Here is a 19,405-nt window from a genome sequence, read left to right as displayed (position 1 = left end):
CGTGGTGCTCCTCTCGGAGGACGGCCGGACCCGGCCCGCCGGCGGGCCGGGTCCGCGCGCTCACTCGTCCGGCGTCATCGCGTCCTTGATCTTCCCCTTCAGACCGGTCTCGGTCCCGAGCGCCGGGCCCCGGGGCTCGCCCCGGCTGCCGTCGTAGGTGGCGTACAGCTTCGGGTCGGGCGGCGGGGGCACGGCGAGGTCGCCCAGCGGTTCGGGGGACTGCAGCACGCTGAACTCGTGGTCGCCGTCCGGCGTCGGGCCGCTGCCCCACAGGCCGAGCTCGGTCTCGGTCCCGTCGGACAGGTGCCATATCGTCTGGGCGTGTTCGCGGTACTCCACGTCCTCGAACCCGCCCGGGACGACCACGTTCTCGAGGCCGTCCTCGCGCAGCTGCTCGATCGCCGCGAGCCACTGGTTCTGGTGCACGGTGTCGCGGGCGAGGTTGAACTTGAGCATGTCCTTCACGCCCGGGTCGTCGGTCATGTTGTAGAGCCGGGCCGTCTGCAGACGGCTCTGCGCCTCCGCGGCGACGTTGGCGTAGAAGTCGGCGAGGAGGTTTCCGCTGGCGACCGTGTACCGGCCGTTCCAGGGGTACCCGTTGCTGTCCGCGGGCAGCGCCGCGCCGCCGCCGATGATGGCCTGCTGCGGGTCCATGCCCCCCATGATCGCGCCGAGGGCCGGGTCGGAGGTCGCCATCTTGGCGGTCGCGGTGGCGGGGGCCCCCTCCAGCAGGCGGGCGATCATCGTGGCGAGCATCTCCACGTGACCGATCTCCTCCGTGGCGGTGTCCATGATCAGGTCTTTGTACTTGCCCTGGATGCGGGTGTTCCACCCCTGGAAGAGGTACTGCATCATCACGGTCATCTCGCCGTAGGCGCCGCCCACGAGTTCCTGCAGCTTGTGCGCGTAGGCGGGGTCCGGCTTCTCCGGCCGGGCCTCGAACTGGAGCTTCTGGGTGTGTCGGAACATGGTGGTCTCCTGATCGCACGTGCGGTTCCGGCCGCGGCGGGGACGAGTCCGGTGCCGGCGCTCGTCCGCTCGTGCCACGACGCTAGGCCGCCCCCGTCACCGCCACGTGTCCGTGCGCCTACCGGTGATCACCCCGCCGCGCCGCAGGGCCGTGCGGACGGCCCCGGTTTCCGCCCGGCGGCCGGCCCGTTCCGGCGGAAACCGCAGGACGGCGTGGTGGTGGAGGGCCGGTGACGCCGTCCGGACGCACCGGGCCGGGATCCGTCCGGCGGGACGCCGGGGACGGGAGTCCTGCGGCGGGAAACATGAATGAACCGGACGACGCGTGACAACTCGGACAATCTCATTCGTCTCCCGGAGACCACGTGGAGAACTCGGCATGACCGTCCCCCCAGCCGACCGCGACCGCCCGTCCGGACCCTGGGCGGAGGTGTCCCTGATCGGCCGTTTCGCGCTCCGGCTCCCGCACGGGCACGTCTACCTGGCGCCCACCACGCAGAAGGTGCTGGTGCTGCTCGCGATCCACGCGCAGGGCCTGGCCCGCGGCAGCGCGGCCGCACTGCTCTGGCCGCACCTGCCCGACCGGCGCTCCGCCGCCAGCCTGCGCTCCGCCCTGTGGCGGCTGTCCCGCGCGGGCGGCCCCTGCCGGATGGTCGTCAGCGACAGCGAGCACCTGCGACTGGACCGGAACGTCCGGGTCGACCTGCACGCCGCCCACGACAGGGTGCGCGACCTCACCGCCGGCCGGCGCACCGACCGTCCGCCGGCGGTGCCGGGCTGCCTGCGCCAGGACCTCCTGCCCGGCTGGAACGAGAGCTGGCTGTTCGTGGTGCGCGAGCACTTCCGGCAGACGCGCCTGCACGCCCTGGAGACCTGCAGCAGACGACTGTGCGCGTCCGGGCACATGGACGCGGCCATGGAGTTCGCCATGGCCGCGCTGGAGGCGGACCCCCTGCGCGAAAGCGCCCACCGCTGCGTGAGCGAGATCCATCTCGCCGAGGGGAACGTCGCCGACGCGCTGCGGTTCTACGACGCCTACCGCCGGCAACTGCGCAGCGAACTGGGCCTGGCGCCTAGCAGCGGCTACCGCGACCTCCTCGCACCGTTCCTGCGCCGGCCGCCGGCCTGCGCCCGGGGACCCGGGCACGGTGCGTGAAGGCCCCGGCCCCCTGTCGCCCCGGTCCTTCCCGCCCCTGCGGGCCGGGGCGGTGTCCGGGGCGTGCCGCAGGGGGCCGGCGGGGCCGCCCGCGGCCGGAACCGCGCGGCGGGACCGCGCGGCGGGACCGTTCGCTGGCGGGCTTTAGACTGCCCGTATGGATGACGCGTCGCTCGACCGGCTCGGAGCGGGGAAGTACCTGCTGGTCACCAGCTACCGCAGGAACGGCACACCGGTCGCCACGCCGGTGTGGGTGGTGCGGGACGGGGACGCCCTCGGGGTGTGGACCGCCGCCGACTCCTGGAAGGTGAAGCGGATCCGGGCCCGCGGCGACGTCCTCGTCGGCCCCTGCGACGTGCGCGGCAACCCGACCGGTGAGCAGGTGCCCGCCACCGCGGAGATCTGCGATCCGGCCACCACCGCCCGCTACCGCGGGCTGATCGCCCGCAAGTACGGCCTCGTGGGCCGGCTGACCCTCCTCGGCAGCCGTCTGCGCCGGGGCTCGGACGGCACGGTCGGCATCCGCGTCACCCTCTGAGGCGCCGCGCCCCGGGGCGTCGCGCCGCCCGGGCAGGCGCCCGGCGGCGCGTCAGGTCCAGGCCCGGTACGGCTCGTCGACGAGCTGGAAGACGGGCTCGCCCCGCACCGGGTCCTTGGCCGTCGACAGCCGTACCCGGTCGCCGCTGTGGATGCCGATGGGCGGGCCCATGACCCGGCCGCGCACCACGAAGCCCTCGGTCATCTCGATCAGGGACACGTTGCGGGCCGCCGGGGTGTTGCGGTGGACCACCGTGGAGTGGCGCACCGTCCCGACCCCCTCGCTGCGCTCCGTGCGCAGGTCGCTGCCCTGGCAGACCGGACACAGCAGCCGGTGGTACATGGCGGTGCCGCACCAGGTGCAGCGCTGGTAGAGCATGGCCTCCGCGCGGCCCGGGTCCTGGGGATCGAGCACGCCTGTCGAGAAGCCGGCTGCCTGCTGAGCGACGCTTCCTGAGTGGTGGTACACGCTGGTCAACTCCCTGCACTCGGCCGGAAAACCGTGTGTGCGGTGCCCCGGACACACGCGTGCGCGGTTCACCGTGCCACCGCGCAAGCGACAGAGTATGGCACTGAGTGCCACTCGTAAAGGCACTGCGTACCACCGGCCGCGCGACGCGGTCGTGGGCCGGCGGGCGCCGGACACGGCCCGCGCACGCCCCGGGGGTCGCGCCACCGCCGGCCTCCGCGTCGTCCCGCCGCCCGAACGCGGCCGGGCGCGCAGCGGGTGGCCGTGGCCCCCCGGGGCAGGACGTTCGTATGATCGGGCCTTCCCTGTCTCCGAGGAGCCCGCATGCCGCCCGCCCGCCCCCGCCTCCTGTACGTCACCGACCTGGCCTACCCGGCCCGCGGGCGCCGCTACGGCGACGAGGACGTCTTCCTGACCTCCCGGCTGCGCGAGGACTTCGACCTGGCGCTGTGCCATCCGCGCGACGCCACCGCCCTGATGGACGGCTTCGACGCCGTCGTGGTCCGCAACAGCGGTCCCGTGCTGGCGTACCGGGACGCCTACGACGCCTTCCGGGCGCACGCCTCGGCGACCGGCAAGCCCGTCTACAACCCGCTCACCGGCAGGGGCGACATGGCCGGCAAGCAGTACCTGCTCGACCTGAGCGCCGCCGGCCACCCGGTGATCCCCACCGTCGACCGCCCGGACGACCTGCACCTGCTGCCCGCGGCGCGGCGGTACGTGGTCAAGCCCAAGCTCGGCGCCGACTCGGTGGGGCTGCGCGTCGTCCCCGCCGCCGAGGTGCGCGGCCTCGTCGACGGAAGCGTCCTGGTGCAGCCGCATGTCGACTTCGCCTACGAGGTCTCCTTCTACTTCGTCGACCACGACTTCCAGTACGCCCTCCACGCCCCCGACCCCGGCCGGCGCTGGCGGCTGTGGCCGTACGAACCCACCGCCGAGGACCTGGAGTTCGCCCGCCACTTCATCGGCTGGAACACCCTCGACCACGGCATCCAGCGCGTCGACGCCTGCCGTGCGCCGGACGGCACGCTGCTGCTGGTCGAGCTGGAGGACCTCAACCCCTACCTGTCCCTCGACGCCCTCGACGAGGCGGACCGGGAGGCGTTCACGGGCGCCGTGACGGCGTCCCTGCGCCGCTTCCTGCGCGGCGCCGGCGTGACGGGGGGCTGAACCCCTCGGCCACCGGACCCGTATCTCCTCCCGGGGGCGGCCCCGCCCTCCCTCACGGGACGGAGGGAGAACAGCGTGCCGACACCGTCCGAGTCCGCTCCGCGGCGGGGCGACGGCCCGCCCCCGGAACGCCCGGGGTTCCCCCGCGAGGGAGACTCCGGCCCCGAGGTGGGCGAACCCCGGAGGCGGCTGCTGCGCGTCCCGGACGTCTACCGCGGGGGACCGCCGACGGCCGCTACGACGCCACCCTGTCCGCGGCCGTCGCCCGCTTCCGGCTCTGGTACGGCGCCGCGGCGACGAGAGCGGCGTCCACGGCGACGACACGCGGCTCGCGCTGGAGTCCCGCACGGCCGGCGCGGGCCCCGTCGGGGACGTCGCCCTCCCCGGGAACCGACCCGCACGGCGAAGCCGCGGCCGGCCGGTCCTACGGCCGGCCGCGCTCCCGCCGTCCCCCGGGGAAGTGGATGTCGAGGACGCACACGTCGTCGCGGCGTTCGCCCTCCAGCATCGCGTCCAGCAGCGGCCCCAGGGAACCCCTCGCGCCCCCCGGGTGGGCCGCCACGGCACCGGCGAGGCGTTCCAGCCCCGCGTCGATGTTCTCCGGGGGCCGCTCCACCAGGCCGTCCGTGTACAGCAGGAGCCGGTCGCCCGGCCGCAGACGGAACTCGGCCTCCTCGAAGCGGGGCGCGGGGGTCGCGCCGAGCAGCATGCCGGGGGGGCGGCGCAGATGGGTCACCGCGCCGCCGCGCAGCAGCAGGGGCGGGGGGTGTCCCGCCTGTGCCCAGGTCAGGAGCCGTTCACCGGGGCTGTAGCGGGCCAGGACCATGGTCGCGGTGCCGTGGGTGTCCCCGGAGTGCAGCAGCAGGGTGTTGAGCCGGGCGAGCGCGCCGGTCAGCGAGGAGCCGGTGATGACCATGCCCTTGGCGGTGAAGCGCAGCTGGGCCATGGTGGCCACGGCGTCGACGCCGTGGCCGGCCACGTCGCCGATGACGAACAGGGCGTCGCCGTCGGGCAGTTCGATGGCGCTGAACCAGTCACCGCCGACGTGTACGCCCGCCTGGGCGGGAAGGTAGGCGACCTCGACGCGCAGTCCGGCCAGGTCCATCGACCGTTGGGGCAGGGGCAGCAGGGCGTTCTGCAGCCGGGCCACCAGAGTCCGCTCGGCCCGCAGGACGTCGTGCTGGGTGAGGATCTCCCGTTCGCTCTCCACCAGGGCCAGTTCGGCCCGGCGCCGCGCGGTCAGGTCCTGGACGAAGCCGTGCACCTCGACGGGCGTGCCGTCCAGGTCCGCCACGGCCTCGGCGACGAGGCGCAGGTGCCGTACGCCGCGTGCGGTGCGGACCCGGAACGGGACGTCGAGCGGCCGCCCCTCGCGGGTCAGGGCGCCGACGGCACGGCCCAGGGCGGGCCGGTCGTCGGGCTCCGCGAGTCCGGGAAGGTCGACGAGCCGGACGGGCCCGTCCGCGGGGTCCCGGTCGAGGATCGTGAAGACCTGCGAGGACCAGGACGGCTCACGCGTGGTCAGGTTCCAGTTCGCCCAGCCGAGGTCGCCCAGTCGCTGCAGGTCGGCGAGCCGCTGCTCCTGCCGGTCGGAGGAGGCGTGCCGGAGCCAGGCGACGATCAGCGAGTCCTCCAGCCGGGTGACCCGTACGGAGTACGTGGACAGGGCCGTGACGCCGCGCACCACCTCCTGGTGCGCGAACGGTTCGCCCTCGTACGGCTCCCCGGTGGCCAGGGTGTCCAGGCAGCCCTGCCACAGCGGCTCGTCCGTCAGGCCGGTCCGGTACTCGCGCAGCCGCCGGCCGGCCGGGCCGCCCCCGGCGTCGCCCAGCGCGGCGGTCACCTGCGCCGTCGCGGCGCCGATGCGGAAGTCGACGGTCTCGCCGGCGGGGCCGCGCACCGGGGTCAGCAGCATCGCCGCGACGGGCAGTGCCTCGAACAGGGCCCGCACGGGGTCCGGGGAAGCGGCCGCGGGCTCCGGCGGGGCGGCGAGCGTACGCAGCCGTCCGGCACACAGCCGGGTGACGTCCCGCAGGTGGGCGCGGTCGCGCGGGGTGAACGGACCGGAGCGGCCGCGCAGCACCCCGATGCAGACCTCGGCGCCGTCCGCGGAGGGCAGGGGCAGCCACGCCCGCGACCGCCACCGCTCGGGCGGATCGCCGATCAGCAGGTACCGCTTGCTGTCCTCGGCGAGGTCCTCCAGCCAGAGCGGCGCACCGGACCGGAGGGCCTCCAGCACCGCGATCCCGCCGAAGGGGGGGATCTGGCGCCACGGGGCGACGTGCCGTTCGCCGACTCCGGCGTGACCGACCAGCTCCAGTCGCCCGCCGGTCCGGCGGGCGTAGATCATGACCGAGTCCGCGCCCAGGTCCGGTGCGAGGTGCTCCAGCAGGCACCGGGCCAGGCCGTGGAAGGTGTCCGCGTGGACGAGAGCGCGACCGAGGCGGCCCAGGGCGGCGGCGACGTCGTCCGGGGCGGACGGTTCCGCCGGCGGGCCGCCCTCGAGGAGAACCGGCGTCCCGCCGGGTATGCCCGTCACGGGACGTGCCGAGGGCACACCGGAGCCGGACCGGGCGGGCGCCGGATCGCCCAGGGCGACCCAGCACTCCTCCAGCAGGGTGCGGCGGGCCGCCCTGGCCCGCCGGAGCAGCGTCTCGCCCGCGGCGTCCGCGGAACAGCCGGTCAGGGCCATCACGACGCCCTTGGCGCGCTCCACGACGGCCGACGTCGCAGCCCGTTCGCGCAGCCGGTCCATCTCGGCGCGCTGCCGGGCGACGACCCTGGCCAGTTCGGCCAGGTCGGGTACGGCTTCGGCCTCCGCCGGAGTAACGGGCTCGCTCATCACGCGTCGAGCATGGCACACGGAACCGGACGGGACGGCCGGTTCATCGGCCGGAAACCCACTGCCGAGCAGGCCGGAAGCCCTTTTCGGGAACACCGCGCCGCCCGCCGCATCCCGGGCGCCCCGCCGGCCCCGCGGGCCGCCCGCCCGCGGGGCCGGCGGCCCGGGGTCAGCGCGGCCCTCAGCCCGGCGCCCCGTGCCACCCGCACCGCCGTCAGGGTCTCCCGGGTGTGCCGGGGCATCGAGGACGCCGGCCCCCAGGTGCCGCCCGCCTCCCGCGACCGCAGCGGCGCGTCGTGGGCGACGCTGCCGCCCCGGGGCACGAGCCGTACGTCCGGACGGACGCGGCGGGCGGCGCGGGCGAAGTACTCGGCGGGGGAGACGGAGACGCGCGGGCCGGGAACCGTGAGCGGCGCGGACGCGGACAGGCGGCGGCCGGCCTCGACGGCCCGGTCGGCGTCGGCGAGGTCCCGCCGCGGGTTCTCCAGGCTCCCGATCCCGGCGTCGACCGCGGCCCGGAGTCCGTTGCCCCGGCCCTCCTCGTGGGCGGGGGTCCCCAGGGCGATCGACCGCAGCTTCTCCCGGCGCGCGGGGTGAGCGCCGAAGCCGACCGCCGGGGCGAACCGGGTCACCGAGGACTGACTCACCCCGGCCCGGTCCGCGAGGTCCGTGATCGACGGGAACGCCGCCTCGGCGAGGTGCTCGATCAGGTGCGGGGCGATGCGCCGCTGGCCGGGAGGAGAGCCGGGGCCGGTCGAACACCGCCGGGCCCTGGCCCGTCCTCCCCGAGGTGAGCGCGGACGCCCGTGCGCGCGCCTGCTGCGGCGGTGCGCCGGTGCGCCCCCTTCGTCCCCCCGGGGGTTCGACACAGCCCACGCGCCGCGGCGGCCGGGCCCCCGCGGAACGCGCCGGACCGCCTCCCCGGGGATATCCCCGCGGCCCCGGGGAACCCGGGGCCCGAGAGCAGGACAGACCGAAGTCCTCACGACACACGAGGAGTCACCGGACATGACCGTCCCCGAGGAGAACCGGCCGAAGACCCGGGACACCGACGAGGTCATCGAGCAGCGGGAGGAGAAGGACACGCGCGACCAGGGCGCCACCGGACGCACGATGCGCGAGGCGCTGGAGGAGGCCGAGGTCCGGCCCGACGACTTCGACGAACGCTGACCCCCGTCCTCGACACGCATACGTTTCGGCAGGTGGAAGCATGAGCGCCCTGAGCGCGCTGGAAGAGGCCCTGGAGAACCGCTGGCAGGCGCTGCGGGCACGGGTGGCCGACCGGGACCCGGTCGAACTCGTCGACGCGCTGCGGCGGGAGTGCGACAGCCACGCCGTGGTGTGCCGCGAGGGCCGGGTGATGGTGCCCAACGCCTACGACGTGGAGCTCGCCGACGAGGTGTACGAGGAACTGGCGCACCGCGGCAGCCGGGTGGGGCAGGCGCTGACCGACAGCCTGGTCCGGCACGCCGCGCGCCACGGCTACGCCTGGGCGGGCCCGCTCGCGGTGCACGTGCGCAGGTCCGGCGACGTGCCCAACGGCCGGTACCGGGTGGCGAGCAGCGTGGCGCCGCACGTGAGCGCCGAGGCCTTCCAGCGGGCCGGGGAGTGACGGTCCGGATCCACCGCCGGTGGATCCGGACCGCGTGACCCGCCTCGCCGGCCGGGTCCGGCCGCCGCGACCGCCCGCGCCGGCCCCTCTCACCCGGGGCCCGGCCCCCGCCCGCCGGGCGTCACCGCGACCGCGCCACGGCCGGGGCCCTCTCGGCGAGTTCCTCCAGCGGGCGGCCGGTCAGCCGGCACACCGTCCACTCCTTCAGGAGCTGTGCGCCCAGCGACTCGTAGAAGGCGATCGCCGGCTCGTTCCAGTCCAGCACCACCCACTCGAAGCGCTCGAAGCCGCTCTCCCGGCAGATCCCCGCCAGCGCGGCGAGCAGTGCCCTGCCGTGCCCGGCCCCCCGGGCGCGCGGGCGCACGTAGAGGTCCTCCAGGTGCATGCCGCGCGTGCCGGTCCAGGTCGAGAAGCGCGGGAACCACAGCGCGAACCCCTCGACGGCGCCGGTCGCGTCGTCCTCGGCGATCAGGACGGAGGCGGCCGGGTGCGGGCCGAACAGCGCCGCGCGGAGCTGCTCCTCGGTGGCGCGGGCCTGCTCGGCGGCCTTCTCGTAGGCGGCGAGCTCGCGGATCATGGCGCGGATCTCGGGGACGTCGTGCACGGTGGCTGCTCTGATCATGGACGAGAGCCTGCTGCGCCGGACCGCTCCGCGTCCAGTGGATTCCGGCGGCCGGGACGCGTCCCGGCGCGCGGCCCCGCCGGACCGCCCCTCACGCCCCGGCGTCCCCGCGCGGCAGCGCGGACGGCGGCACCACCAGATCGGCCCGGTCCCGCGTCGCGTCCACCAGCTCGGCGTTGCGCCGGTCCGTGCGCCGGACCCACGCCACCGCCTCCTCGTGGCTCTTGCCGAACTCCTCGTGCCGGGCCACCAGCCGCCGCACCCGCTCCCCCTCGTCCAGGGCGCAGAACCACACCTCGTCCAGCTGCGGCCTCACCCGCGCCCAGGCACCGGTGTCCAGCAGCAGGTAGTTGCCCTCCGTCACCACCAGCCGGGCGGCCGGCGGCACCGGGACCGCCCCCGCGACCGGCTGCTCCAGCACCCGCTCGAAGCCGGGGGCGTACACGACCTCCTCGTACGCCTCCTCGCGCAGACGCCGCAGCAGCGCCGCGTACCCGGCCGCGTCGAAGGTGTCCGGGGCCCCCTTGCGGTCGCGGCGGCCGAGGCGGTCGAGTTCGGCGTCGGCGAGGTGGAACCCGTCCATCGGGACGTGCGCGACCCACGGCTCCCCGCCGCCGTTCAGCTCCCGCACCAGCGACTCGGCGAGCGTGGACTTGCCCGCCCCCGGACCGCCGGCGATGCCGAGGATCGCGCGCCGGCCGCCCCGCACCAGGGAGCGGGCGCGGCGGAGAAGGTCGTCGAAGGTCGGCTCCACGGGGGAGAGTGTGCCACCCGCGCGCCGCCGGGGGAGCCGGCGCCCCGCCGTGTGGCCCGCGCCACTCACTGTCCGGCGCCGCAGGGGGAACGATCTCCTGTATGACGGATCTGGGTCTGCCCGACGACATCCTCGCCTGCCTCTTCGACCTCGACGGCGTCGTCACGAGAACGGCCGTCGTCCACGCGGCCGCCTGGAAGGAGACGTTCGACGCCTTCCTGCGCGAGCGGGACGGCGAGGACTTCCGGCCCTTCGGCGACGACGACTACGACGCGTACGTCGACGGCCGCCCGCGCGCCGACGGCGTCCGCACCTTCCTCGCCTCCCGCGGCGTCGAGCTGCCCGAGGGGACGCCCGGCGACCCGCCCGACGCCGGGACCGTCCACGGTCTCGGCAACCGCAAGAACGAACTGCTCCTGGAGAGGATCCGCACCGACGGCGTGGAGGCCTACGACGGCACCCTGCGCTACCTCGACGCGGTCCGCGCCCGCGGACTGCGCACCGCGATCGTCTCCTCCAGCGCCAACTGCCTCGACGTCCTGCGCTCGATCGGCGCCGAGGACCTCTTCGACGTCCGGATCGACGGAGTGGTCGCCGCCGAACGCGGCCTGCCCGGCAAGCCGGCGCCCGACACCTTCCTCGCCGCCGCCCGGGACCTCGGCGTCGAACCGTCCCGGGCGGCGGTGTTCGAGGACGCGCAGGCCGGCATGGACGCGGGCCGCGCCGGGGGCTTCGGCTACGTCGTCGGCGTGGACCGGGTGGGACAGGCCGACGCGCTGTACGCGCACGGCGCCGACCGGGTCGTGACCGACCTCGCCGAGCTCGGGAGCGTGAAGTGATCATGCAGCGGGCGTACGCCGTCGAGCCGTGGACCGTGCGCGAGCGGAACCTCGACCTCGACCTCCTGGCCCAGAGCGAGTCCGTGTTCGCGCTCTCCAACGGCCACGTCGGCTGGCGCGGCAACCTCGACGAGGGCGAGCCGCACGGCCTGCCCGGCTCCTACCTCAACGGCGTGCACGAACTGCACCCGCTGCCCTACGCCGAGGCCGGCTACGGCTACCCCGAGTCGGGCCAGACGGCCATCAACGTCACCAACGGCAAGGTGATCCGGCTGCTGGTCGACGACGAGCCGTTCGACCTGCGCTACGGACGGCTCGTCGGCCACGAGCGGACCCTGGACCTGCGCCGGGGCGTGCTGGAGCGGGTGTGCGAGTGGACCTCCCCGGCCGGGACCACGGTCCGGGTGCGCTCCACCCGCCTGGTCTCCCTCACCCAGCGGGCGATCGCCGCCGTCGCCTACGAGGTGGAACCCGTCGACTGCCGCACGCGCGTGGTGGTGCAGTCCGAACTGGTCGCCAACGAGAGCCTGCCCGAGCCGGACGGCGACCCGCGGACCGCCCGGGTGCTGAAGTCCCCGCTGGAGCCGGAGGAACACTTCGCCGAGGGCCACCGGCTGCGCCTGGTGCACCGCACCCGGCGCAGCGGCCTCAGGGTCGCCGTGGCCGCCGACCACCTCGTCGACGGTCCCGAACGCACCACCACCGGCTGCGAGAGCAACGAGGACGTGTCCCGGCTGACCGTCACCTCGGTGCTGGAGCCGGGGCAGCGGCTGCGGGTGGAGAAGCTCGTCGCCCACGGCTGGTCCGGCGCCCGCTCCCGGCCCGCCATGAGCGACCAGGTGGAGGCCGCGCTGGCGGCCGCCGCGCACAGCGGCTGGCCGGGCCTGCTCGACGAGCAGCGGGCCTACCTGGACGACTTCTGGGACCGGGCCGACGTCGAGGTCGACGGCGACGAGGAGATCCAGCAAGCCGTCCGCTTCGCCCTCTTCCACGTCCTGCAGGCGGGCGCCCGCGCCGAGGGACGCGCAATACCCGCCAAGGGGCTGACCGGCTCCGGCTACGACGGCCACGCGTTCTGGGACACCGAGGTCTTCGTGCTGCCCCTGCTGATCTGCACCGTGCCGGAGGCCGCCGCGGAGGCGCTGCGCTGGCGGCAGTCCACCCTGCCCGTCGCCCGCGAGCGCGCCGCCCAACTCGGTCTGCGCGGCGCGGCGTTCCCCTGGCGCACCATCGAGGGTTCGGAGGGATCCGCGTACTGGCCGGCCGGCACCGCCGCCTTCCACGTCAACGCCGGCATCGCCGACGCCGTCGTCCGCTACGTCCAGGCCACCGGCGACGAGCGCTTCGAGCACGACACCGGGGTGGAGCTGCTGGTGGAGACCGCCCGCCTGTGGCGCTCCCTCGGTCACCACGACGACCGGGGCGCCTTCCACATCGACGGCGTCACCGGACCGGACGAGTACAGCGCCGTAGCCGACGACAACACGTACACCAACCTCATGGCCCGCGCCAACCTGCTGGCCGCCGCCGACGCCTGCAAACGCCACCCCGACCGGGCGGCGCAGCTCGGGGTCGACGAGGAGGAGAGCGCCGGCTGGCGGGACGCGGCCGAGGCGGTGCACGTCCCCTACAACGACGAACTCGGCGTCCACGAACAGCACGCCGGCTTCACCCGCTACCAGCGCTGGGACTTCGCCGGCACGCGCCCCGACCAGTACCCGCTGATGCTGCACTTCCCCTACTTCGACCTCTACCGCAAACAGGTGGTCAAGCAGGCGGACCTGGTGCTGGCGATGCACACCTGCGCGGGCTGGTTCGAGGAGTTCTCCGACGAGGAGCAGGTCGCCCGCAACTTCGCCTACTACGAGCCGCTGACCGTACGCGACTCCTCGCTGTCCGCCTGTGTCCAGGCCGTCCTGGCCGCCCGCACCGGGCACCTGGAACTGGCCCACGCCTACACGGCCGAGGCCGCCCTCATGGACCTCGCCGACCTGCAGCGCAACACCCGCGACGGACTGCACATCGCCTCCCTGGCCGGCACCTGGGCGGCGCTGGTCGCCGGCTTCGGCGGCATGCGCGGGGACGACGGCACCCTCCGGTTCGCCCCGCGGCTGCCGCAGAGACTGCGCCGCCTGGCCTTCACCCTGCGGTTCCTCGGCCGGTGCCTGCGCGTGGAGATCACCGCGGACCGGGCCAGGTACACGCTGCGCTCCGGCCCGCCGCTGACCGTCCGCCACCACGGGACCGAGCTGACCGTACGCAAGGACGCCCCCGTCGAGCGCCCCGTGCCCCCGTCCGGGCCGCGCCCGGCTCCCGGACAGCCGCGGCACCGCGTTCCCCGCCCCCGGTGACCGGCGGTGGGGCGGGCACCCGGACGGATCAGGCCATCGGCCGTATTCCACTGCGCCCGTCCGCCCCGTACGGGTTAGGTTGTCCCCGTTTCCGGATCTTCCGGAACCCGGTTCCCCGCCGCCGGTCCCCGGACCCCGCGGACCGAGGGATCCGGGGCGAGCGACGCACGGGAACGAGGGACGGACGATGACCGACGGCACCGGTGCCCTCCTCACCGGCACCCGGCGCGTGCGGGAAGCCGCGCCGGACGCGGACCGGTGGGCGCGGGCCGGCCGGCCGCTCGCGGCGGTGGCCGCCGTCTTCGTCCTCGCCCAGCTCGTCCTGGTCCGCCCCGTGCTGGGCCTGGGCTGGGACGAGATCGTGTACACCAGCCAGGTCACCTCCCACCACCCGGCCGCCTTCTTCAGCGCCCCCCGCTCCCGGGGCGTCTCCCTGCTGGTGGCACCCGTCGCGTCCTGGTCCTCGTCCACGGTGCTGCTGCGCGTCTACCTCGCCCTGCTGTCCGGGCTCGGCCTCTACCTGGCCCTGCGTGCCTGGCGCGGCCTGTTCCCGACCCGGGTCCTGGCCACCGCGGGCGCCCTCTTCGCCTCCCTGTGGGTGACCCTCTTCTACGGTCCCCAGGCCATGCCCAACTACTGGGTCGCCGTCGGCGCCCTGATCACCGTCGGCGGCTTCCTGCGCCACCGCGCGGACGGCTCGGCGCGCGGTGCGCTGTGGGGCGTGGCGGCGGGGGCCGCGCTCATGGCGTGGATGCGGCCCACCGACGCCGTCTGGGTGACGATCCCGCTGGTCGTCCTCGCCCTGGCGCACCGGCACGGACGGCTCCTGCTCGCCCTGGTGGGCGGCCTCGCGGCGGGCGGGATCCCGTGGGTGATCGAGGCCTACACCGGATTCGGCGGCCTGGCGGAGCGACTGGCCGAGGCCTCCCGCATCCAGGGCGGGCTGGGCTGGCAGATCGCCGTCGACGACCAGGTGCGCAGCCTGGGCGGGCGCGCCCTGTGCCGGCCGTGCACCGGGTCGATGCCGCCCCTCGTGATCACCCTGTGGTGGTTCGTCCTGCCACTGCTGGCGGTCCTCGGCCTGGCCGTCGCGGTACGGGCCGGGCGGACCCTGCGCACCCTGCTGCCGCTGGCCTGTGCCGCCACCTCCGCCTTCCCGTACCTGTTCATGATCGGGTACGCGGCCCCCCGCTTCCTCCAGCCCGCCTACGCCCTGCTCGCCCTCCCGGTCGCCGACGCGCTGTGGCACCTCGTCCGGACACCGCGGGGGAGGTGGCGGCGGACCGCCACGGCCCTGGTCGCGGCCGGACTGGCCGGCCACCTGGCGGTGCAGCTGACCGTCCTGGTGCACACCGTGGACCGCAACACCGACAGCCGCCGCGACTGGGCCCGCACCGCCGACGCGCTGCACCGGCTCGGCGTCCGCCCGCCCTGCCTGATCACCGGGCACGAGGCCATTCCGATCGGCTACTACACCGGCTGCTCCTCCGGCGCCACCGCCGGGAACAACGAGAACACCACGGTGGGGGAGATCCTGGGCACCGCGGACCGCCTCCCGGTGGCCGCGGTCACCGGACCGGACGGCACGCCGCCCGGCTACGCCCGCTCCTGGTCCGTCCACCGGATCGGCGACCTCGAGGTCCGCATCGCCCCGGCGCCCCGGCCGAACGGCTGACCCCCGCCGCCGGGACGGCCCGGCCGGGGCACCGGGCGCGCGGTCCGGGCGGGCCGGTGACGCGGCCGGCGGGTCCGCGGAGGTTAGAGATCGCATAACGGGAAACGCGAACCCCACGCCCGGGACGAACGAGCCGACGCGGCGCGACAGGGAGGAAACCATGGGCACCGAACCGATGGGGGACGACGTCTACCAGCCCACCGGGACCAACGAGCAGCAGGAGGACGGCGCACCGCTCGACATGCAGGACGCCGTCCAGGAACGGGACTACGACGACATCCTCGACGAGGGCTACTCGCCGCCGGAGAAGCCGCTCGGCGTCACCAAGCACGGCACCACGGCCGCCGAACAGCACGACGGGGAGACGCTGGACCAGCGCCTGGCCCAGGAGGTGCCCGACACGTCCGTCCCCGACGGCGACGGCGTGGGCGACCTCCCCGGGGGCGAGGGCGAGCCGGTGGACCCGGAGGCGGGCACCGACCGCGCCGGACGGCTGGTCGCGCCGGACGAGGGCGTCCGCACCGACACCACGAAGGAGACCGTCGCCGAGGACGTGGGCATCGACGCGGGGGCCGCGGGCGCGGAGGAGGCCGCGATGCACGTCGTCGAGGACGAGACGGCGCTGCCGGAGGACCGGGACGGAACCTGACGGCCCGCCGCGGGCCCGGCCCGCTCCCGGCAGCGGCGCAGCCGCCGGCCCGGTGCGCGTGTGCACCGGACCGGCGGCTGCGTCGTGCGGCGGGGGCCCGCCGGGCGGCGGGGCTCAGGGAAGGATCTTGTCCAGGGCGGCGGGCCCCTCCTCGGCCAGCTTCCGCTTGGCCCATTCGAGGTTCTGCGGGGTGAGGTCCTTGCCCGAGGCAAGGACCAGGTCCTCCGGCGACACGTCGGTGCCGGTGCGGGTGTGGAGCAGGCGGTCCGGGGTGGTGCCCTCCTCGGACCGCCGGGACGCGTCGGGCTGGGACGTCGACATCTTCTGGCTCCTCGGATCCGGATCACTGGTGCGGCCCCGGTGCTGGCATCGGGGCCGGTATCACCCTTCAGGGCGGGGGTCCGCCGTGCGTCCGGAGCCCGCCGGGGCGCCGGGGTGCGGGGACGGTCCTCCCGTATGCCGGGGTACCTTCCCGGGCCCGCGGGAAACCTCGGCCCGGGAACCGGCCGCGGGGACCGTGCGTCACGGCCGGGTCCCCGCGGCCGTCGGCGGCCCGCTTCCGCCGGGCCCCGGGTGTGCTGTCCCGGGACAGCACACCTAGAAGGGCGTCAGCGTCAGCCGCAGGCCCGTGGGGGCCGTGTCCTGGATGTACGAGGCGAAGTCGACCACGTCGTCGAAGGCGAAGCCGTACGCCCGGCCGTCCTCGGTCGCGGTGTGCACGGCCTTGGAGTAGTGGTTGGTGAGTTCCGTCCGGTAGAAGTCCGCGGCGTCGGTCGTCGGCTGGTCGGGGTGGCTGAGCAGCGTCGAACGGTTGAAGCCGGCGCCGAGCACGGCGGCGACCGGCCCGGTGGTGCCGTCGTTGGGGGCGGCGAGGGCGCCGTCGCAGAACAGGACGTCCCGGGTGGACGGCTTGCCGAAGGAGACCTGGGCGGGGCCGTCGAAGGTGAGCCGGTCGCCGCGCACCCGGCCGGTGAAGGTGCCGGCGTTGGTGGTGACCTTCAGGTCCCGGCCGGTGTAGGTGCTCCACACCTCGTCGATGTACGGGGCGAAGTAGTCCTCGGGGAACAGACCGGCGTCCAGTCCGTGACCGGGGGCGATGATCCGGGTGTCGTCCACGACGAGCCGCGAGAACGCCTCCACCCGCTTGACGGCGGCGAACGCGGCGTCGCGGCCCCCCTCGCGCACGGTGCCCGTGGTCTGGTCCTGGGAACCGGTGAGCCGGAGGCTCAGCGGCACGCTGAACATGTCGACCATCGTCGTGTTGCAGAACATGCCCGAGGGGTTGTGGGTGAACTCCGCGCAGTCGTGCAGCACCCCGTAGTTGGGGTCCGAGGTGACCCAGCCGGCCGGGTACTGCAGCGCCGCGTTGCCGTCGCCGTCCGCGACCGCCTTGAACTTCAGCTTCGCGCCGAGGGCCACGTAGATCCGGCCGGACATGTACGGCAGGGACAGCCGGGTCTCGTTGCCGGACAGGCTGATCGCGTAGTCGGTGAAGCCGTCGGGGCCGTTGTCCGACAGGGAGATCGGGGCGAGGGTGCCCTCGGGGGTGAGCCGCACCTGCCGGCCGTCCGCGTTGCCCACGACGTAGAGGTGCACGTTCGCGCTGTCGAACGAGCCGTTGTTGTTGACGACCGTCAGCGGCAGGGAGCCGGCCGCCTCGGGCCCGGCCTTCTGCTCGCCGGACTGGTCCGCGAGGGCGTACGGGGCGAGCGCGGCCGCCGCGGGCACGGCCACGGCGGCCCCGCCGAGGGCGAGGAGGAGCTTGCGGCGGCCGACGGTGCGCTGGTGACGCGGAGTCATGTGGGGGTCTCCTGGAGTGCTCGTGGGGGTTCCTGTCCGCGCCGCCCGGCGTGGGGGAAGGGCCCGAGCAGCGCACTCCTGTGGTGAGAGCGCTCTCAGTCCGTACGTCCGGGCCGACGCGCGGCTTTCGATGGTACGGACCGCAACGATCCCCGCAACGGGTCCGACTTGTCCTCAAGCCGCTTTGACCTGCGCTTACTTGGGGGATCCGGGAGAGCCCCACAGCCGCTTAACCGCCTCTTAAGGGCCCTTTAAGCCACCGCGGGGCGCTGCCGCGAGGAGGGCGCTCCCCCCGGCTCCGGGCAGGCGGGGCCGTCGCGGCCCGGCGCGCTTCAGCGCGTGCCGCCGCGCAGCAGCGTCTCCGCCGCGGCCAGGAGGTCCGTGATCCGGAGGGCGAACGCGGCGTCGCAGGGGTGGGGGGTGCCCGTGCGGGCCGCGGCGAGGAGGGCGTCCACGGCCCGGATGAGGGCGGGGACCGCTCCTTCGGAGGCCTCCGGGAGGAGGGCGACACCGGAGGTGCCGCGCAGTTCCACCGTGGCGCCGGCCGCGGCCGGGGGCGCGGTCAGGCTCAGGGCCAGGGTGCTCGACGCGCCGCTCACGTGGTCGAGGACGAGGTGGACGGTGTCCCCCGGGCCGTGCGCCGCGGCCGTCACCCGCCGGACGTCGCCGAGCACCGGCAGCAGGACGGACAGGGCGTGCGGGCCGACGTCCCACAGGGCGCCCTTCTCCCGCCGCCACGGCGAGGCCGCGTAAGGGCTGCCGCCGGAGGCGAACACCGCCCCCAGCCACTGGGCGCGCCCGGTGAACCAGCCGCCCCGGGAGGCCTGTTCGGCGATCCACGCCTCCGGCTCGGGCTGGAAGCGGGTGGTGAGGAAGACCACCGAGGCGACCCGGGCCTCCTTGGCCGCCTCGACCACCGCACGCCCCTGTGCCACCGTCGGGGCGAGCGGCTTGTCGAGCAGCAGGTGGCATCCGGCCCGCGCCGCGCGCACCGCGAGTTCCGCCTGCACGTGGGGCGGCAGCGCGACGGCGACGGCGTCCACGTCGGCGAACAGCGCGTCGACGTCGTCGTAGGCCCGGACGCCGTACCGGCCGGCCAGTTCCCCGGCCGCCTCGGGGCGGCGGCCCCACACGCCGGCGAAGTCGAGGTCCCGGTGCCCGCTCAGCGCGGGGGCGTGCGTCGCCCGCGCCCAGGGGCCGGTGCCGAGCAGTCCGATCCGCATGCCGTCGTCCTTCCGTCTTCCGTCGTCGGTCGCGCCGCCACCGGTGTGCTCCGGCGGCGGCCCGGACCCGAGCGTGTCACAGCGGCCGGACCGCGGGCGGCGCCGGGGCGAGGCCGCCCGTGCGCGGCGCCGGCCGGGGCGTGGCCCGGGGAGACCCGGACCCGGGGGACCGGCATCCACGGGGAGCCCGTGCGGAGGGGGCGGGGCGTACCCGGCCGCGCACAGCGGTCGGGCGGCCCGGCGGCGAGCGACGGGCGAAGGTTTTCGGTCAATTCCCATCAGGTGAGTACAAGGGGTGAGTGTTTCCGCCCGGGTCGGGCATACGCAGCGAAAACCAGAGAGGGGGCTTCGTGCTCGTACCGGACCCGAAGACCGTCAGACGACTCCTGACGCAGTACGCGACCCTGCGGATCGCCCAGGCGCAGGGGCACGACCCGGCGGTGGCGCGCGAACTGGAGGACGTCAGCTACACGCTCTGCGTGATGACGGGGACGTCCAGCATCCACGACGCCGTCGCGCGGGCGGACGACCTGCTCGCGCGGGAGCAGCGGTCCGCGGCCGCCCGGGCCGCGGACCCGGAGGGGGAGAGCGGCCTGTCCCTGGCCGTCTGATCCCGTCGGCCGGCCCGGACCCGGACCCGGCGCCGCGTCCCGGGGGGGGGGGGGGGGGGGGGGGGGGGGGGGGGGGGGGGGAAGAGGGGGGGGGGGGGGAGGGGGAGGGGGGGGGGGGGGGGGGTT

At 75.3% G+C, this 19,405-nt stretch carries 18 protein-coding genes and 1 pseudogene; 10 read left to right on the top strand and 9 right to left on the bottom strand.

Features of this window, described 5'->3' with window-relative positions:
• Positions 1–60: 60 nt before the first annotated feature.
• Entirely contained in the window at positions 61–969 is a 909-nt protein-coding gene (locus ACZ56B_RS01600; RefSeq protein WP_468785083.1) for a manganese catalase, read from the bottom strand.
• A 379-nt stretch (positions 970–1,348) separates the two neighbouring features.
• Between ACZ56B_RS01600 and ACZ56B_RS01595 the strand changes: the two genes are divergently transcribed.
• Together ACZ56B_RS01595 and ACZ56B_RS01590 are read left to right on the top strand one after the other, a co-directional pair.
• Positions 1,349–2,125 (top strand): AfsR/SARP family transcriptional regulator, encoded by a 777-nt coding sequence (locus ACZ56B_RS01595; RefSeq protein WP_468785081.1) that lies wholly within the window; start codon positions 1,349–1,351, stop codon positions 2,123–2,125.
• Positions 2,126–2,282: 157 nt separating this feature from the next.
• Positions 2,283–2,663 carry a PPOX class F420-dependent oxidoreductase gene (locus ACZ56B_RS01590; RefSeq protein WP_468785079.1) on the top strand — a complete coding sequence of 127 codons (381 nt, stop codon included), beginning with the start codon at positions 2,283–2,285 and terminating at the stop codon, positions 2,661–2,663.
• 51 nt (positions 2,664–2,714) lie between these two features.
• Here ACZ56B_RS01590 and ACZ56B_RS01585 read toward each other — a convergent pair whose 3' ends face one another.
• Complete coding sequence (locus ACZ56B_RS01585; RefSeq protein WP_468785471.1) at positions 2,715–3,131, bottom strand: Zn-ribbon domain-containing OB-fold protein; 417 nt, start codon at positions 3,129–3,131, stop codon at positions 2,715–2,717.
• A 324-nt stretch (positions 3,132–3,455) separates the two neighbouring features.
• Between ACZ56B_RS01585 and ACZ56B_RS01580 the strand changes: the two genes are divergently transcribed.
• Entirely contained in the window at positions 3,456–4,301 is an 846-nt protein-coding gene (locus ACZ56B_RS01580; RefSeq protein WP_468785077.1) for an ATP-grasp domain-containing protein, read from the top strand.
• A gap of 424 nt (positions 4,302–4,725) precedes the next feature.
• Here ACZ56B_RS01580 and ACZ56B_RS01575 read toward each other — a convergent pair whose 3' ends face one another.
• Entirely contained in the window at positions 4,726–7,143 is a 2,418-nt protein-coding gene (locus ACZ56B_RS01575) for a SpoIIE family protein phosphatase (protein ID WP_468785075.1), read from the bottom strand.
• 170 nt (positions 7,144–7,313) lie between these two features.
• Positions 7,314–8,012 (bottom strand): annotated as a pseudogene (locus tag ACZ56B_RS01570) (MurR/RpiR family transcriptional regulator); the annotation flags it as partial.
• Between the two features lie 139 nt (positions 8,013–8,151).
• Between ACZ56B_RS01570 and ACZ56B_RS01565 the strand changes: the two are divergent.
• Complete coding sequence (locus tag ACZ56B_RS01565; protein ID WP_468785073.1) at positions 8,152–8,313, top strand: hypothetical protein; 162 nt, start codon at positions 8,152–8,154, stop codon at positions 8,311–8,313.
• Between the two features lie 40 nt (positions 8,314–8,353).
• Positions 8,354–8,755 carry a DUF3662 domain-containing protein gene (locus ACZ56B_RS01560; RefSeq protein ID WP_468785071.1) on the top strand — a complete coding sequence of 134 codons (402 nt, stop codon included), beginning with the start codon at positions 8,354–8,356 and terminating at the stop codon, positions 8,753–8,755.
• A 121-nt stretch (positions 8,756–8,876) separates the two neighbouring features.
• Here the strand turns inward: ACZ56B_RS01560 and ACZ56B_RS01555 are convergent, their stop codons facing one another.
• Both ACZ56B_RS01555 and ACZ56B_RS01550 read right to left on the bottom strand, forming a co-directional pair.
• The gene (locus tag ACZ56B_RS01555; RefSeq protein WP_468785069.1) at positions 8,877–9,377 is read right to left on the bottom strand and encodes a GNAT family N-acetyltransferase; all 501 of its coding nucleotides are present in this window, start codon (positions 9,375–9,377) and stop codon (positions 8,877–8,879) included.
• A 91-nt stretch (positions 9,378–9,468) separates the two neighbouring features.
• Positions 9,469–10,131 carry a nucleoside/nucleotide kinase family protein gene (locus ACZ56B_RS01550; protein WP_468785067.1) on the bottom strand — a complete coding sequence of 221 codons (663 nt, stop codon included), beginning with the start codon at positions 10,129–10,131 and terminating at the stop codon, positions 9,469–9,471.
• A gap of 101 nt (positions 10,132–10,232) precedes the next feature.
• Here ACZ56B_RS01550 and ACZ56B_RS01545 point away from each other — a divergent pair, with 101 nt between their 5' ends.
• The 4 genes from ACZ56B_RS01545 to ACZ56B_RS01530 all read left to right on the top strand — a co-directional run bounded on the left by ACZ56B_RS01545 (position 10,233) and on the right by ACZ56B_RS01530 (position 15,645).
• Positions 10,233–10,970: an HAD family hydrolase gene (locus tag ACZ56B_RS01545; protein ID WP_468785065.1), complete on the top strand. Its 738-nt coding sequence runs from the start codon at positions 10,233–10,235 to the stop codon at positions 10,968–10,970.
• Positions 10,967–13,321: a glycoside hydrolase family 65 protein gene (locus ACZ56B_RS01540; protein ID WP_468785063.1), complete on the top strand. Its 2,355-nt coding sequence runs from the start codon at positions 10,967–10,969 to the stop codon at positions 13,319–13,321. Before ACZ56B_RS01545 ends, ACZ56B_RS01540 begins: the two co-directional genes overlap by 4 nt.
• A gap of 187 nt (positions 13,322–13,508) precedes the next feature.
• A complete protein-coding gene (locus tag ACZ56B_RS01535; protein ID WP_468785061.1) occupies positions 13,509–14,996 on the top strand; it encodes a hypothetical protein in 1,488 nt (495 codons plus the stop codon).
• A 160-nt stretch (positions 14,997–15,156) separates the two neighbouring features.
• Positions 15,157–15,645, top strand: coding sequence for a DUF5709 domain-containing protein (locus tag ACZ56B_RS01530; protein ID WP_468785059.1), 489 nt, complete (start codon positions 15,157–15,159; stop codon positions 15,643–15,645).
• A gap of 114 nt (positions 15,646–15,759) precedes the next feature.
• Here the strand turns inward: ACZ56B_RS01530 and ACZ56B_RS01525 are convergent, their stop codons facing one another.
• From ACZ56B_RS01525 to ACZ56B_RS01515, 3 genes are all read right to left on the bottom strand, one after another.
• Complete coding sequence (locus tag ACZ56B_RS01525; protein ID WP_468785057.1) at positions 15,760–15,966, bottom strand: hypothetical protein; 207 nt, start codon at positions 15,964–15,966, stop codon at positions 15,760–15,762.
• Positions 15,967–16,242: 276 nt separating this feature from the next.
• On the bottom strand, positions 16,243–17,445 hold the full coding sequence (locus ACZ56B_RS01520; RefSeq protein WP_468785056.1) for a glycoside hydrolase family 64 protein: 1,203 nt from the start codon (positions 17,443–17,445) through the stop codon (positions 16,243–16,245).
• A gap of 332 nt (positions 17,446–17,777) precedes the next feature.
• Positions 17,778–18,668, bottom strand: a complete 891-nt coding sequence (locus ACZ56B_RS01515) for a Gfo/Idh/MocA family protein (RefSeq protein WP_468785055.1) — start codon at positions 18,666–18,668, stop codon at positions 17,778–17,780.
• A gap of 350 nt (positions 18,669–19,018) precedes the next feature.
• On the opposite strand from ACZ56B_RS01515, the gene ACZ56B_RS01510 reads away from it, so the two are divergent.
• Positions 19,019–19,279 (top strand): DUF5133 domain-containing protein, encoded by a 261-nt coding sequence (locus ACZ56B_RS01510; RefSeq protein ID WP_468785054.1) that lies wholly within the window; start codon positions 19,019–19,021, stop codon positions 19,277–19,279.
• Positions 19,280–19,405 lie beyond the last annotated feature (126 nt).

This window comes from Streptomyces sp. NPDC034670 (assembly GCF_055574875.1).
This window is presented reverse-complemented; position numbering and strand designations above follow the sequence as displayed.